Genomic DNA, 14996 nt, shown 5'->3' with positions numbered 1-14996 from the left:
CGCGCCGGATCGGCTGCGGGGTTGAAACGCCTTGAGTTGCTCTACTTTTGGTAGCTTAACAGGCAATCAATACGCGGGCTAGAGGCCCATTTTTTGATCCATCAGGCCAGCAATGCATTCACCCGTTTGACATAGGCCGCCGGGTCGTCGGGCAGGCCCCCTTCAGCCAGCAGGGCCTGGTCGAACAAGATGTGGGCCAGGTCGTTGAAATGCACCGAGCCGTCAAGTTTTTTCACCAGCGGGTGTTCGGCGTTGACTTCCAGCACCGGCTTCACATCGGGTGCGGATTGACCGGCTTGCTTGAGCATACGCGCCAGTTGCGTGCTCATGCCGTTGTCTTGCACCACCAGACAGGCCGGGCTGTCCACCAGGCGGGTGGTTACGCGCACGTCTTCGGCCTTGTCTTTCAGCGCTTCTTTGAGCTTGGCCAGCAAGGGTTTGAAGGTCTCAGCAGCTTCTTCCGCCGCTTTCTTTTCGGCCTCGTCTTGCAGCTTGCCCAGATCGACTGCGCCCTTGGCCACGCTTTGCAGCGGGGTGCCGTCGAACTCGTGCACGTAGTTCAGCGCCCACTCGTCCACGCGGTCGGTCATCAACAGCACTTCGATGCCTTTTTTCTTGAACACTTCCAGTTGCGGGCTGTTCTTGGCAGCGGCCAGGGTGTCGGCGGTGATGTAGTAGATGGCTTCCTGGCCGTCTTTCATGCGCGCCTTGTAGTCGGCAAAGCTCACACTCACGCTGTCGGTGGTGCTGGAGGCAAAGCGCAGCAGCTTGGCAATGCGGTCCTTGTTGGCAAAGTCTTCGCCCAGGCCTTCTTTCAGCACCGCGCCAAATTCGCTGTAGAACTTGGTGTATTTGCCGGCATTCTTTTCGGCCTCGGCTTTTTCTTCGGCACTCAGCACATCGGTCACACCTTCGGCGGAGGCCTCGGGCAGCTGGTCGTGTTTGGCCAGGTCTTCGAGCATGCCCAACACACGCTTGGTGCAGCCTTCGCGGATGGCTTTCACGTCGCGGCTTTCTTGCAGCAGCTCGCGGCTGACGTTGAGCGGCAGGTCGGCTGAGTCCACCACACCTTTGACAAAACGCAGGTAGGTCGGCAGCAGCGCCTCGGCATCGTCCATGATGAAAACCCGCTTCACATACAGCTTGACCCCGGCGGATTTTTCGCGGTTGTACAGATCAAACGGCGCTTTGCCGGGGATGTAGAGCAGCTGGGTGTATTCGGTGTTGCCTTCGACACGGTTGTGGGTGTGGGCCAGCGGGGCCTCGAAGTCGTGGCTGATCTGTTTGTAGAACTCGTCGTATTGCTCCGGCGTGATGTCTTTTTTGGCGCGTGCCCAGATAGCATTGGCCTTGTTGACGGTTTCCCATTCGCCGGTCTTGACCATGGCACCGGGCTGGCGGCCACCGTTTTCGTCGCTGGGGTTGATCAGCTCGCCGTCTTTCCACTCTTCTTTTTCCATCAGGATCGGCAGGCTGATGTGGTCCGAGTATTTGTTGATGATGCTCTTGATCTTCCAGGCGCTGCAATAGTCCAGCGCGTCGTCGCGCAGGTGCAGGATGACGCTGGTGCCGCGCTCAGCACGGCTGATGTTTTCCACCTCAAAGTCGCCGGCGCCACCGCTGATCCAGCGCACGCCCTCATCGGCCTTCATGCCGGCGCGGCGCGATTCAACCGTGATCTTGTCGGCCACGATGAAGCCGGAGTAAAAACCGACGCCAAACTGGCCGATGAGCTGGGAGTCAGCCTTCTGGTCACCCGACAGTTTCGAGACGAAATCCTTGGTGCCGCTCTTGGCAATGGTGCCCAGGTGGTCAATGGCCTCTTGCGCACTCATGCCGATGCCGTTGTCGGTGATGGTGAGCGTCTTGGCATCCTTGTCAAACGTGACCTTGACCTTCAGCTCCGAGTCGTTCTCGTACAGCCCGCCGTCGTTGATGGCTTCAAAACGCAGCTTGTCGCAGGCGTCCGACGCGTTGGAGATCAATTCACGCAGAAAAATCTCTTTGTTGGAGTACAGCGAATGGGTCACCAAGTGCAGCAGTTGCGCGACTTCAGCCTGGAAGGAATGGGTTTTTTTGGTCATGGATATCGTTGCGTTTTCAAAACATTAAACAACCGGCGCCTGCAAGGCGCCGGCACAAAAGCGAAGTGGCATCTGGGGGCAGTGTCGCCAAATTCAAGAGGCCAAAACCGGGCCACTGCGCCAGATCTTCACGTGGCGCAGCACCACGGGCACCGTCATGGCCAGCCCGATCAGCGTGCTGGTCAGACCCGGCGCCACCGTCAAAATGGCGGCGGCAAAACACAACAGCTGTTCCCAGGGCTTCATTTCCACCAGAAAGTATTTCGACAAGGAGGCCGCCAGAATCGTGATGCCCAGCACACAGCCGGCAAAGGTCACGGCAAAGTCATACCAGGTGAAGCCCTTGGCCACCAGCAGCAGGGAGGGCGAAAACACAAACACAAACGGCACCAGCGCCTTGGCCGACCCCAGGCGAAACGCCGTGTTGCCGGTCTTGAACGGGTCACTGCCGGCCATGCCTGCGGCGGCATAGGCGGCCAGCGCCACCGGTGGCGTGATGTCGGCCAGCACCCCGTAATAAAAGACAAAAAAGTGCGCCACCAGCGGCTCCACCCCCAGTTGCACCAGCGTGGGTGCTGCCACTGTGACCATGATGATGTAGTTGGCCGTGGTCGGGATACCGCAGCCCATCAGCACACACACCAGCGCCGTCATCACCAGCGCACACAGCAGGGTCAACGACTGGAATGTCATCCAGGTGCTGGGGACAAGGCTGCCCAGACCGCCGGCAAGGGCTTGCGCCGCGCTGGTGATGATGAAGCTGATCTTGAACCCCACGCCGGTGAGTGTGACCACGCCGATCACAATGCCCACCGTGGCGGCTGCAGCGCCGACCGCCAGCGCGTATTTGGCGCCGGTCTCAAACGCCTCCACCAGTACCGCCGGGGCGATGCGGCCCCGAATGTGGTACTGGCGCATCAGCACCGTGGTCAGGACCACGCTGGCGCCAAAAATGACCAGCTTCACGGTTTCGTCCAGGCTGGTGAAGGCAATACCCATCAAGGCCGCATGCAGCACCAGCATCAGTGCCCAGTTTTTGGCGGTGTTGCCCCGCACCTGCGTGCTCAGGCCAACGATCGCGCTGGAGGTGATGCCAACAAACGCCGCCAGGTAAGGTGTGCGCCCACTCACCAGAATGCTGATCAGCAGCACCAGCGGAATCAGCGTGGGCCAGCGCATTTTCAGGCTCTGGCGCAGCTTGGGCATTTCGTCGTCGGTCAGGCCACGCAGGCCGTAACGCTTGGCCTCGAAGTGCACCTGCATGAACACGCCAAAAAAATGCATGAAGGCCGGCACGATGGCCGCCGTGATGATGGTGTGGTAGGGCAGGCCCAGAAATTCAATCATCAAAAACGCGGCCGCGCCCAGCACTGGCGGCGTGATTTGCCCGCCGGTAGAGGCCGCAGCCTCCACCGCCCCGGCAAAGTGGCGCTGGTAACCAATGCGGATCATCGCCGGAATGGTCAATGACCCGACCGTGACGGCATTGGCCACCGACGAGCCCGACAACATGCCAAACATGGCCGAGCCAAACACGCTGACCTTGGCCGGCCCCCCGGCATAACGCCCGGCGACGCTGGAGGCAATGTCCAGAAACAGCTGGCCCAGCCCGATGCGCGTGGCCAGCACGCCAAACAGCACAAAGTGAAACACGTAGGTGGCCACCACCCCCACCGCAACACCGTAAATGCCCTGGCTGGTGAGGTACTGGTGGTTGATGAACTGGCTCCAGCTGGCCCCAGCGTGTTGCAGCAGCCCCGGAAACACCGGCCCGAACAGGGCGTAGGCGGTAAAGATCAACGCGATGATGGGCAGCGGCCAGCCCATGCTGCGCCGGGTGGCTTCGAGCAAGGCCACAAACAGGATGCTGCCAAACACCACATCCAGGGTGTTGGGGTTGCCCACACGAAACGCCAGGTCTTCAAAGGTGTAGGGAATGTAGAGCACCGCCAGCGCGCAACCCATGGCCAGCAGCCAGTCCAGCAGGGGAATGCCGCCCGGTGTAGCGGCGCTGTGGCGCACCTGGCGGCTGCCTGCGGCCTTGCTGCCAGCAAACACCAGAAAAATCAGCCCCAGCACAAACGCCAGGTGCACACCGCGGTGGGTGGTTTCGCGCAGCAGGCCAAACCCGGCGGTGTAATAGTGAAAGCAGCTCAGCGTGATCAGCAGCCACTTGATCAGCACGGTGGCCGGCGGCACCGAGGGGCGAAAACGCATCTCGGGGTCGAATTTTTCTTCCAGGGCCTGGAGATGTTTGCCGTCCGGCAGGGTGGTGGCTTTGCTCATGGGATTCTTGGTCTGACTCAAACAACGACGGGCGCAGAAGCGCGCCCGTCATGACTGTGCTGGTGCCGCGGGCCGATTTATTTCAGCACGCCAGCTTCCTTGTAAAACTTCTCGGCACCCGGGTGAAACGGAATGCCCACGCCTTGCACAGCGTTTTTCAGGGTGATGTATTTGCCCTTGGCGTGGCCAGCCGCCAGTGTTTTCTGGGCCGCGTCGCCATACAGCGCCTTGGTGATCTGGTACACCGTTTCGGTATCAGCCTTGTCGCTGGTCACCCATTGCGCACCCACCGCCAGGGTCTTGACGGCGGCCACGCCCTTGTAAGTGTCGGCGGGAATGGCATCCACGGCAAAGAAACTGCTGGACTTGCGCAGTGCATCGGCAGGTGCGCCGTCAATCGGCAGCAACTCAATGCCGGAGCCGGCCGAGGCCAGCTCGGCAATCGCGCCAGCTGGTGCGCCTCCGGTGAAGAAGAAGGCGTCCAGCGAGCCGTCTTTCATCTTGTCGCCGGCCTGGTTGGGTTTGATGTATTCGGGCTTGATGTCAGACTCTTTCACGCCGTAGGCGGCCAGCACCAGGCGGGCGTTGATCAGTGTGCCCGAGCCGGGTTCGTCCAACGCCACACGTTTGCCTTTCAGGTCCGCAATGCTCTTGAGGCCCGAGCCCTTTTTGACCACCACATGAATGCTCTCGGGGTACAGGTTGGCGATCATGCGCAGACCGGCAATCTTGGGCTTGCCTTCAAAAATGCCGGTGCCAGTTTGCGCCCAGGTGGCCACGTCCGACTGACTGAAGCCGGATTCCATGGAACCCCCGGCTATGCCATTGACGTTGCCTAGTGAGCCATTGCTGGCTTGTGCCGTGGCGATGATCTTGCCGGGCTGCGACACCGCGTTGGCAATCATGCCGCCCACCGGGTAATAGGTACCGGCGGTGCCGCCGGTGCCGATGCGAAAAAACTGCTGGGCGCTGGCCGCGCCGACGAACACGGTGCTGGCCAGAACGGCGATGGCAAAAGCCTTGAATTTCATGGATCACTCCTTGTGGTTGGAAGAAATGGCCAAGCAATACCAGTGCCAGACCATGGTTTCAGTGTAGCTGCGTCAACACGGGCACGGCCGGGTGAAATCCCCTAAGCCGGCTGGGTGGCCGGCTGCGCCTTGGCCTGCTGGTAGCCCGCGTACAGCTTGGCATAGATGGGGCCGGGCTGGCCGCTACCCACGGCGTGGTTGTCCAGCAAGGTCACCGGCAACACCTCCTTGGTGGCTGATGACAGCAGGATTTCATCGGCGGCCAGAACCTCGGCGCGGCTGATGCGGCGCAGCTCGAACGGGATGCCCAGGGCCTGGCAAATTTCTTCCATCAGGCCATAACGGATGCCTTCGAGCACCAGGTTGTCCTTGGGCGGGCCCATCACCTTGCCACCCTTGACCACCCAGACATTGCTGGCCGCCGCTTCGCTCAGATAGCCGTCGCGGAACATGATGGTCTCCAGCGCGCCGGCGTCAAAGCTGATCTGGCGGGCAAACACCGCGCCGAGCAGGCTGGTGCTCTTGATGTGGGCCTTCTGCCAGCGGAAATCATCGGCGCTGACACAGGCCACGCCCTGCTGGCGCTGCTGGTCGCTGGGCAGCTTCATGGTGTTGGTCATGACAAACACGGTGGGTGTGATGTGTTCGGGCATGACGTGGTCACGCAGCGCCACGCCGCGGGTGATCTGGATATAGATCAGTTGGTCGATTTTTTCGGCGCTAGCCCGCGTACTATCTGCATAGATTGCTATCAATTTTGAAACTATCTCGGCCCACTGGGCGTGACTGTGCGGGTTGCTGATGCGCAGCTCTTTCAGGCTGCGGTCCAGCCGCGCCATGTGCTGGGCAAAGCGGAACGGCTGCCCCTGGTACACCGGCACCACTTCATAGACGCCATCACCAAAGATGAAGCCGCGGTCCATCACGCTGATCTTGGCGTGGGGCAGGGTGGTGAATTCACCGTTGAGGTAGCAGGGCAGGTTGGGCAGGGTGGTCATGGTGTTGGGCCGGAGCGAGATAAAACAGCCAGCCAGTTTACGCTCGGCGGGGGCATGGCCGGTGCCGGGCTGGCTAAACTCCCGCCGATGATGTCCAACGAACAAGCCATTGCGGTCAAGCCGTCTGATCCGCCCTGTGTGCTGGTGCTGGGCGGGGCCAACATGGACATTGCGGCCACCAGCGCGCAGCCGCTGAAGCCTGCCGACTCCAATCCTGGCGTGATTCGCAGCAGCCCCGGCGGCGTGGCGCGCAACGTGGCCGAAAACCTGGCCCGGCTCGGGGTGGCGACCCGCTTGCTGGCCGCCGTGGGCGACGACCCCTATGGCCACAGCCTGTTGGAGGCCACACAAAAGGCTGGTGTGGATGTGCAAGGCTGCTGGATTCTTCCAGGCAAAACCACCTCCACCTACGTGTCGCTGCACGGCCCTGCTGGCGATCTGGCGGTGGCGGTGAATGATATGCGCATCCTGGCGTGCCTCACGCCCGAACGCCTGGCCCCCCGGGCCGACCGCGTGCGCCATGCCGCCGCGCTGGTGGTGGACTGCAATCTGACCGCTGACGCGCTGGCCTGGGTGTTTGCCAACCGGGGCGACACGCCCGTGTTTGTGGATGCGGTGTCGGCCTTCAAATGCCCGCGCATCGCGCCGTGGCTGGACCAGGTGCACACGCTCAAGGTCAACCGGCAGGAAGCCCAGGCGCTGTGCGGCTTTGACGTGCAAAGTGATGCTGACATTGAGCGTGCCGCGCAGTGGCTGCACACCCAGGGCGTGCAGCAGGTGGTGCTGAGCCTGGGCGCGCGCGGCGTGTACTGGAGCGACAAAGATACCGCGCACGGCTGGCAGGGCACGCTGCCCGCTGCCGTGGTCAATGTCACCGGCGGTGGTGATGCGCTGATGGCCGGTCTGGTGCACGGCTTCATGAGCCAGCAAAGCCTGGCAGAAAGCATCCCATTTGCACTGGCCTGTGCTGCCCTGACGCTCAGCGCTGAGCAGGCCAACCACCCCGGTTTGTCCGTCGATTCTGTTTTACAACTGCTGCGCAGTGCAGCCAAGTGAGTTTCACCATGACCCATCCCTACCTCGACATCCATCCCGATGTGGCGCAAGCCATCACCCAGCGTCGCCCGGTGGTGGCGCTGGAATCCACCATCATTTCGCATGGCATGCCCTACCCGCAAAACGTCGCCACCGCCTTGCAGGTGGAAGCCGAGGTGCGCGCCCATGGTGCGGTGCCTGCCACCATCGCCATCATCAACGGGCGGCTCAAAGCCGGGCTGACGGCCGCAGAGATTGAAACCCTGGGCAAAACCGGGCGCAGCGTGGTCAAGGTCAGCCGGCGTGACCTGCCCTTCATCGTGGCCGCCGGCGCTACCGGGGCTACCACGGTGGCGGCGACGATGATCATTGCCGCCATGGCGGGTATTCGTGTGTTTGCCACCGGCGGCATTGGTGGTGTGCACCGTGGGGCGCAGCAGAGTTTTGACGTATCGGCTGATTTGCAAGAGCTGGCGCAGACCCCGGTGGCGGTAGTGTGTGCCGGGGCCAAGTCGATCCTTGACCTGGGGCTGACGCTGGAATACCTGGAAACCCACGGCGTGCCGGTGATCGGCTACCAGACCCCTTGGCTGCCCGCGTTTTTCACCCGCGACAGCGCGTTCAAGGTGGACTACCCGCTTGACAGCGCCCAGGCCATCGCCCAGGTGATGCACGCCAAGTGGGCGATGAACTTGCAGGGTGGTCTGGTGGTGGCCAACCCGATCCCCGAGGCCTTTGCCATGCCCCGTGCCGCCATTGATGCAGCGGTGGAACAAGCCCTGCAAGAAGCGCAGCGGCAACACATCACCGGCAAGGAATCGACACCGTTTTTGCTGGCGCGGGTGTGTGAGTTGACCGGGGGTGACAGCCTGGCCTCGAACATCCAGCTGGTGCTGAACAACGCCCGGCTGGCGGCGGCGATTGCGCGCGATTACCTGGCGCTGGGATAAGGCACTTTGGCACTTTTTCTGGGCACCATGCAGCGTGCACCCTACCTGAACAAGCGGTTCTGATTCACGCTTTCGGGCGGGTCAACGGCAGCCACAGCTCAAAGCGCGTGCCATGGGCGCCCTCAGGCGTCGACCATGACACCTTGCCATCCAGCATGCTGGCCCGGTGGATGAGGTTGAGCAAGCCCCGGCTTTTTCCGCCGGGGGCTTGTGTTGTGACCCGGGCCAGGGTCTCGTTCACCGCAAAACCGCGCCCGTCGTCTTCCACGGCAACATAGACACCGCCGTCCCGAACCCCGGTGCTGACGCGGATCTGGCTGGCACGGGCATGTTTGATCACGTTGGTGAACACCTCTTGCAGAATGCGCAGCACCTGCAGCGCGCTGTTGGGCTCCAGCCACTCCAGCCGCGGCAGGTCTTCCACCTGCCAATGCAGCGTGAGTCCGGTCTGCCGGAAGCGCGGTTCCAGGCGAAAGCGCAGTGCTGCCAGCAACAGCAGCAAATCCGCGTCCACCGGCTCCAGTGAGTCGATGGTCAGCTTCAGGTCATCCACACAGTCGCGCAGCATGGTGGCAACGGCCTGATCGTCCGGTGTCTTTTTGGCCTCCACCACAGACAGCGCCGTCATCAGCGAAGTGCCGATGCCGTCGTGCATGTCGCGCATCAGACGCTGGCGCTCCTCAATCAGCATTTGTTGGTGTTCGGCTTCGCGCAGCTTGTGGTGGCTGGCCTGCAGTTCCTGTTCCTGTTGCGCCAGTCGCATTTCCAGCCGGGCGTTGGAGGTCTCGGCTTCATTGCGGGCGTGGGTGTAGCGGTTCAGCAAGATAGCCAGGAACAGAAAGAAAGTGCCTGCCACCGAATACGGCATCAGGTACAGGTTTTCGATGTTGATGGCGTAACTTTGCAGCAGCGCGTCGTGGATGCCCATGGGAATGTTGAGGACGTTCCAGAGTGAAATGGCCCACCCTTCACGCGAGCGGCTGCGCCAAGATGCCAGCAGCATGGCCACGGTGGCCACCAGCATCATGCCAAACAGCAGCAGGTTGACCCAGGTCGCCAGTGTGCCAAGAGGCACCAGGCCGGGCAGGGTGAGCACCGTCAGCAGCAGCATGAACCCCACCATGCCGCGTTCCAGTCGCGGAAACTTCTGCTGATGCAAGCGGTAGTTGAAAAAGTACACGCTGATGACCAACCAACCGAGTGCACTCACCGTCATCCAGCCAAACCAGGGTTCTGGCATGGGCAAGGGCTCGTCGCCAAGATAGAAATGCAGATTGCGCAACCAGGAAAACAGGGCTGCAGCCGAGAACAACGCGTAGGGCACTTCGCGGCGGCGCAGCCACACGCCAAAAGAAAACAGCCCCACGATCAAAAATGCGCTGGTGCCGACTTGGGTCAGGGTGATTTGAAGAATGCGCCGCGCGGCATAGCGCCAGCGCAACTCCCGCTCAGGTCCGATCCACACCGAAGACAGTGCACCCCCCGCGCTTTTGAGGCTGTCCATGCGGACCAGCACCTCTTGCGGCATGGCCTCACCCGCTTCGGCCAGTGGCAACCAGACCGGATGGTTGAAGCCATTCCAGATCGGCCCGCCGCGTGAACGCCAGACCAGCTCGCCGTCCTTGTAGACGGCCAGCTGGCCTATGGTCTGCCAGCGGGGCAGGTAGAGGTAGACGGTTTCGTCCGGCGCCGCCGTGGTGGCGGTTGGGCGCAGGCGATACCAGGTGGTGATGATGTTGTCGCTGGCTTCACCCACGGACTGCGCCACGTGGCGGGCTGTCACACGCGGCAGCGGCTGCGTTGGCCAGGCGGTGGGCAGATCGGCTGGTGTGACCCGTGGCGGGGGGCGGCCAAACGTGCCGGGGCCGACGCTGCCCACCTCGGCGGTGACGAAATGGGTTGCCGCCTCACCCGCCCCGACCCACAGCGGCCAGACCAGGAGCAGCAGCACCAGGCGGTGCCACTGGCTTTTAGCTGTCCAGAATGCCATGGCGGCGTGCCTCAAAAACCGCCTGGGTCTGGGAGTTCACCCCCAGCTTGAGGTAAATGCGGCGGACGTAGGTCAGCACAGTCTGGCGCGAGACCGTCAGCAGAGCGGCGATTTCGTTGTAGTTGAAGCCTTTTGTGATGAGTCGCAGCACGTCAAGCTCGCGCTCGGAGAGTGCGGGCCGGGCCGTATCCAAAGCCGGTGCGGGTGGGGCGGCTGGCGCCTGGAAGCGCTTGAGGATCTGGCGGGCGATGTAGGGGTTGATCGGGCTGCCGCCGTTGGCCAGATTGCGCACTTCCTCGACGATCCGCTCTGGCGGATAGTCCTTGAGCAGATAACCGCTGGCCCCATTCTCCACCGCCCACAGCACATGGGCCTCGTCACCAAACACGGTCACCACCATCACATCGCAGCTGGGCCAATGCTGGCGGGCGGCGCGGATCAGCTCAATGCCTGAACCGTCAGGCAGGCCCAGATCCACCAGCAGCACATCGGGCGCCTCGTCGGCCAGCAGTGCCATGCCCTCAGCCAGCGTTCGCCCGCTGGCACGCAGCTGCATGTCTGCCGCCTGGCTGATGGCAGCAGTCAGGCTGGCATGGAAGTGAAGATCATCCTCGACAAGGGCAACACGGATCATGGCAAAGAAAGAACCGGACAGGGCCGCGAATTCTTTCACAAATCCAACACCTGTCTGTCCCTATCCCTAGGGACAGACAGACGGCGTGGGGCTGCTGACAATCGTCGGGAAACTCTTCGGAGCGCATCGCTTGAACCCGAGTCCACCCCAGCCCAGCCAGGTCGAACCTTGCCCGTTTTGCCGTTCGCGGCTGGCGCGGGCAATTGAGGTCGACACCGGCCTGTGGGCCACCTACTGCGGTGATTGCAAGGCACTTGGCCCAAGATCATCCAGCGAGCAGGAGGCCGCCAGGCTTTGGAACAGCTGGGCTCGAAAGCCCGAGGTTTTACCGCAGTAATGACGCCGGTTTGTCCCTATCCGTAGGGACAGACAAGGCGCGTTTCCCTTTTCATAATCCGCCCCCGTGAATGTCACGACTGCATTTGGCGTCGTGCTGCAACGTCTTTATGAGGGTGTGCCACATCATGTTGTTTCCCAGCTTGTCACGAAGAATTTGCCTGCTGCTGGTCAGCCTGTCCCTGGCGGGGTGCTACTGGACGCCTCTCAATGCTGCACTCAAGTTCATGATGCCGTCTTTCATTGCCGCTAACGCAGGTTCGGCACAGGATCAAGCGGCCCAGGTCAGCGCCATCCAGGCTAAGGTGGCCGAAGTGGGCGACGGGGCCAATTTGGGTCATTTGTGGCAGGAAGATTCTGCCTACTTGTCGGACGCAGACATTGCCGAAATGAGCCGCGACTACGCCTCCATCCGGGATTACGTCTTTGGCGCGGCACTTTCAAAGCTGAACATGTCCTACCTGAAAATTTGTGATGAGGGATACATCGATTGCCGCACGTTTTCCGAAGCTGATTTCAATGCGATGGTTTTTAATGGTGGCGTGTATCTACGGGCCAAGCAGTTCCTTCAGCCGGAAATCGCAAGCCGATTAACCCTGATCGCGTCACGCAACCGCAATCCGATTGCCGAATGGTGGGCGCCCAGTCTGCGTCAGCTGGCACGTGACCCGGTGGCAATTTGCCGATTTCTGACAGATGACGCCTACGCCAATGAGCTATTGATAGCAGGGTATCGTACCGTTCCAGTGTGGACCTCGACCGCGTACAACTCCAATTTGGTCTCATACAGGACGATTCATTCTTTTTCCCCCACCCTTGATTGCGCCCCAAATTTCGATCCGCAAGATAGCGCAGCGCCCAGCCTTTCCGCCGTTGGACTGAGCGCCGTCGCTGAAAACAGCATCACACTGACGGCCACCAGCAATGAAGTCGGATCGGGTTACTGGATTTTGATGAGTCGTGGCGCACTGGGCGAAACCAGTGTCCCAGATGTGTTCATTCCTAGCCGGACCAGTCTCGCAATAGGTTTCAGCAAGGTCAGCGGCAATGCCACGATGGGCGCGAATGCGGCCACGGACTTCAACATCGCAGGCCTCACCCCAGGCACCGCCTACGACCTGTACTTTGCAGCCCAGGACAACAGCTTTAACAAGACAGCCGTCACCAAAATCCAGTTTGCCACACCGGCGCTGGGCGCCCTCAATTTTGCGAGCCGTACCGATGTGCAACCATCATCACTCATCGAATCCAACACCATTGCGGCCACATGGGTTGGCACCTCGGCCACGATCTCGGTCAGCAACGGTGAGTACGCCTTGTCGAATGATGGTGGCACGACATGGAGCGGCTGGACCAGCATCGCTGGCACGGTGACGAGCAGTGACCAGATCAAGGTCCGGCACATCAGCAGCGCCAGCGCGCTGACCGCGACGCAGACCACGCTGACCGTCGGTTCGAGTAGCGGTACTTTCACCTCAACCACCCTGGATTTCGACAACACGCCAGACGCTTTTGCTTTCCGCAGCAAAACCGGCATCCTGCCCGCAACGCTGCAGGAATCCAACGTGGTGACGGTCAGCGGCATCAACACGGCCACCGCGATCACCGTGAGCGGCGGCGAGTACGCCACCTCTCTTGACGGCACCAACTGGGGCGCCTGGCAAACCTCCGGCCTGGTGAACAACGGTGAGCGCGTCAAAGTGCGCCACACCAGCAGCGCCAGCCTGCTTGGCACCACCAGCACCGTGCTGACCATCGGCAGCGTCTCGGCCACCTTCAGCACCACCACCATGGGCCTGGTCGCCAATGCGGACGGCACGGTGACGCATCAACCCACCGGCCTGAACTGGCAACGCTGTGCCATAGGGCAGACCTGGAGCGGGGGCGCCTGCACCGGCACAGCCTCCTTCTTTGGCTTTGCCGAACTCCAGGCCCAGGTCGATGCCGCCAACCAGGCCAGCCTGCATGGCCACAACGACTGGCGCTTGCCCACCCTGTGGGAACTCGCCAGCCTGGTCGACTACAGCCAATACGGCCCGGCCATCAACCGCACCATGTTCCCCAACACACCCAGCGAAGAATTCTGGTCAGCCACCCCCTATGCCAATGACCCGGACTTCATGCGCCTGGTTTACTTCCTCAGCGGACAAAACTACATCACCTGCAAACCGAACGTGATTGGCTGCACCCCGCGCTCGGCCCTGATCCGCCTGGTGCGCGGCGCCCCCGCCACCGCCCCGGCCTCCACCCCCACCGCCGCCTTCATCGACAACGGCGATGGCACGGTAACGCACAGACGCACCCAGCTCACCTGGAAACGCTGCGCCGAAGGCCAGACCTGGAGCGGCACCACCTGCGAAGGTTTTGCCACCGTGCTCACTTACAGCGATGCAAAAGCCACCAGCGCCAGCTTTGCCGGCCACAGTGACTGGCGTGTCCCGACCATGCAGGAACTGCTGTCGATTGCCGAAGAAAGCACCTACCGCCCCGCCATCAATACCACCCTCTTCCCCAACACACCCATGGCCCATTTCTGGTCCAGCGACATCATCGATGCCGACAACTCCAACCTGGCCTGGGGTGTTGAATTCGGTTGGGGCAGCATCTTCAGCGAACTGCGCAACAACGGCTACCGCCTGCGCCTGGTGCGCGGCACTCAAAGCTTCGTCCCAAGCGACACCACCCCCGATGCCTTCAGCTTCACGGCGCAAAGTGGTGTGGCACGGTCGAGCCTGATCAGCTCCAACACCATCACCGTGGCAGGCTTGGATGCACCCGCCAGCATTGCCATCAGCGGCGGTGACTACCAAATCGACAACGGCGGCTGGACCAACAGCGCAGGCGTGGTCAGCAACGGCCAAACAGTGACCGTGCGCCACACCAGCAGCGCCAGTGCCAACACCACCGTCACCACCACCTTGACCATCGGCGGCGTCTCCGCCAGCTTCAGCACCACCACAACAACCCAGATCATCACCCCGGCCAATGGGGCCTGCGGCAGCGCTCAGGGGGTGGCCAGCGTGCTTGCGCCCACCGCCAATCTGTGTGCGGCAGGCGTTGCCAGCAGCGTGCAGGCCGGGCCGCCCTGGCAGTGGACCTGTGCGGGTTCTGGCGGTGGCACCACGGCCAGCTGCTCGGCCCCCGTGCAGGCGGCCATAACGGGCAGTGGCGGTGCCCAGGCCGCGGTGCCAGGCGGTGTCTGGTCGGTGGACAGCAGCCGCACCGCAGGCTTTATCCCCGTGACCGGCAATGCCAAGTCACCGACGGTGGCGGCGCCGACCAACGTCAGCTTTCCCAACGGCTTGCTGGACTTCACCCTGACCGGCACAGCCGGCACGGCGGCGACCATCGTCATCACCTATCCCAACCCGATCCCGGCGAACGCGGTGTACTGGAAATACGGCCCCAGCCCGGCGGGTTATGACTGCACGGGTGCGGCCTGCGCCTTGCCACACTGGTACCGCATGCCCGCCGGGCAGGTGGTGATTGCGGGCAACACCATCACGCTGACCATCGTCGACGGCGGCGTGGGGGATGACGACTTGACACCCAACGGCACCATCGTGGACGCGGGTGGGCCGGGGGTGCCGGGGGCTGTCGGCATTCCCACCCTGTCGCAGTGGGCGTTGATGCTGCTGGCCCTGGTGCTGGC

At 62.1% G+C, this 14996-nt stretch carries 10 protein-coding genes; 4 read left to right on the top strand and 6 right to left on the bottom strand.

Annotation, left to right across the window (positions count from 1 at the left end):
- Positions 1-101: 101 nt before the first annotated feature.
- From htpG to PHW99_RS10375, 4 genes are all read right to left on the bottom strand, one after another.
- Positions 102-2084: a molecular chaperone HtpG gene (gene htpG, locus PHW99_RS10390; protein WP_300176693.1), complete on the bottom strand. Its 1983-nt coding sequence runs from the start codon at positions 2082-2084 to the stop codon at positions 102-104.
- A gap of 93 nt (positions 2085-2177) precedes the next feature.
- Positions 2178-4370, bottom strand: a complete 2193-nt coding sequence (locus tag PHW99_RS10385; RefSeq protein ID WP_300176691.1) for a TRAP transporter permease — start codon at positions 4368-4370, stop codon at positions 2178-2180.
- 77 nt (positions 4371-4447) lie between these two features.
- Positions 4448-5401 carry a TAXI family TRAP transporter solute-binding subunit gene (locus tag PHW99_RS10380; protein WP_300176688.1) on the bottom strand — a complete coding sequence of 318 codons (954 nt, stop codon included), beginning with the start codon at positions 5399-5401 and terminating at the stop codon, positions 4448-4450.
- Between the two features lie 101 nt (positions 5402-5502).
- Positions 5503-6399, bottom strand: a complete 897-nt coding sequence (locus PHW99_RS10375; RefSeq protein WP_300176685.1) for a D-amino acid aminotransferase — start codon at positions 6397-6399, stop codon at positions 5503-5505.
- An 87-nt stretch (positions 6400-6486) separates the two neighbouring features.
- Here PHW99_RS10375 and PHW99_RS10370 point away from each other — a divergent pair, with 87 nt between their 5' ends.
- Both PHW99_RS10370 and PHW99_RS10365 read left to right on the top strand, forming a co-directional pair.
- Entirely contained in the window at positions 6487-7455 is a 969-nt protein-coding gene (locus PHW99_RS10370; RefSeq protein ID WP_300176682.1) for a PfkB family carbohydrate kinase, read from the top strand.
- An 8-nt stretch (positions 7456-7463) separates the two neighbouring features.
- On the top strand, positions 7464-8384 hold the full coding sequence (locus PHW99_RS10365; protein WP_300176679.1) for a pseudouridine-5'-phosphate glycosidase: 921 nt from the start codon (positions 7464-7466) through the stop codon (positions 8382-8384).
- Positions 8385-8448: 64 nt separating this feature from the next.
- Here PHW99_RS10365 and PHW99_RS10360 read toward each other — a convergent pair whose 3' ends face one another.
- A complete protein-coding gene (locus tag PHW99_RS10360) occupies positions 8449-10374 on the bottom strand; it encodes an ATP-binding protein (RefSeq protein WP_300176676.1) in 1926 nt (641 codons plus the stop codon).
- On the bottom strand, positions 10355-11047 hold the full coding sequence (locus PHW99_RS10355) for a response regulator transcription factor (RefSeq protein ID WP_300176673.1): 693 nt from the start codon (positions 11045-11047) through the stop codon (positions 10355-10357). The genes PHW99_RS10360 and PHW99_RS10355 overlap by 20 nt, the downstream gene beginning before the upstream one ends.
- A gap of 46 nt (positions 11048-11093) precedes the next feature.
- Between PHW99_RS10355 and PHW99_RS18835 the strand changes: the two genes are divergently transcribed.
- Both PHW99_RS18835 and PHW99_RS10350 read left to right on the top strand, forming a co-directional pair.
- On the top strand, positions 11094-11345 hold the full coding sequence (locus PHW99_RS18835; protein WP_366913327.1) for a Lar family restriction alleviation protein: 252 nt from the start codon (positions 11094-11096) through the stop codon (positions 11343-11345).
- Positions 11346-11472: 127 nt separating this feature from the next.
- Positions 11473-14996: DUF1566 domain-containing protein (locus PHW99_RS10350; RefSeq protein ID WP_300176670.1), on the top strand; the 3524-nt coding region annotated here is incomplete at its 3' end.

The sequence above is a fragment of the Rhodoferax sp. genome (genome assembly GCF_028689305.1).
Classification (GTDB): domain Bacteria; phylum Pseudomonadota; class Gammaproteobacteria; order Burkholderiales; family Burkholderiaceae_C; genus Rhodoferax.
This window is presented reverse-complemented; position numbering and strand designations above follow the sequence as displayed.

What these genes read in the sequence shown, in the direction of transcription:
- PHW99_RS10375 (WP_300176685.1), bottom strand. Translation starts at nt 6,399, where the DNA reads ATGACCACCCTGCCCAACCTGCCCTGCTACCTCAACGGTGAATTCACC.
- PHW99_RS10380 (WP_300176688.1), bottom strand. Translation starts at nt 5,401, where the DNA reads ATGAAATTCAAGGCTTTTGCCATCGCCGTTCTGGCCAGCACCGTGTTC.
- PHW99_RS10370 (WP_300176682.1), top strand. Translation starts at nt 6,487, where the DNA reads ATGATGTCCAACGAACAAGCCATTGCGGTCAAGCCGTCTGATCCGCCC.
- PHW99_RS10385 (WP_300176691.1), bottom strand. Translation starts at nt 4,370, where the DNA reads ATGAGCAAAGCCACCACCCTGCCGGACGGCAAACATCTCCAGGCCCTG.
- PHW99_RS10360 (WP_300176676.1), bottom strand. Translation starts at nt 10,374, where the DNA reads ATGGCATTCTGGACAGCTAAAAGCCAGTGGCACCGCCTGGTGCTGCTG.
- htpG (WP_300176693.1), bottom strand. Translation starts at nt 2,084, where the DNA reads ATGACCAAAAAAACCCATTCCTTCCAGGCTGAAGTCGCGCAACTGCTG.
- PHW99_RS10365 (WP_300176679.1), top strand. Translation starts at nt 7,464, where the DNA reads ATGACCCATCCCTACCTCGACATCCATCCCGATGTGGCGCAAGCCATC.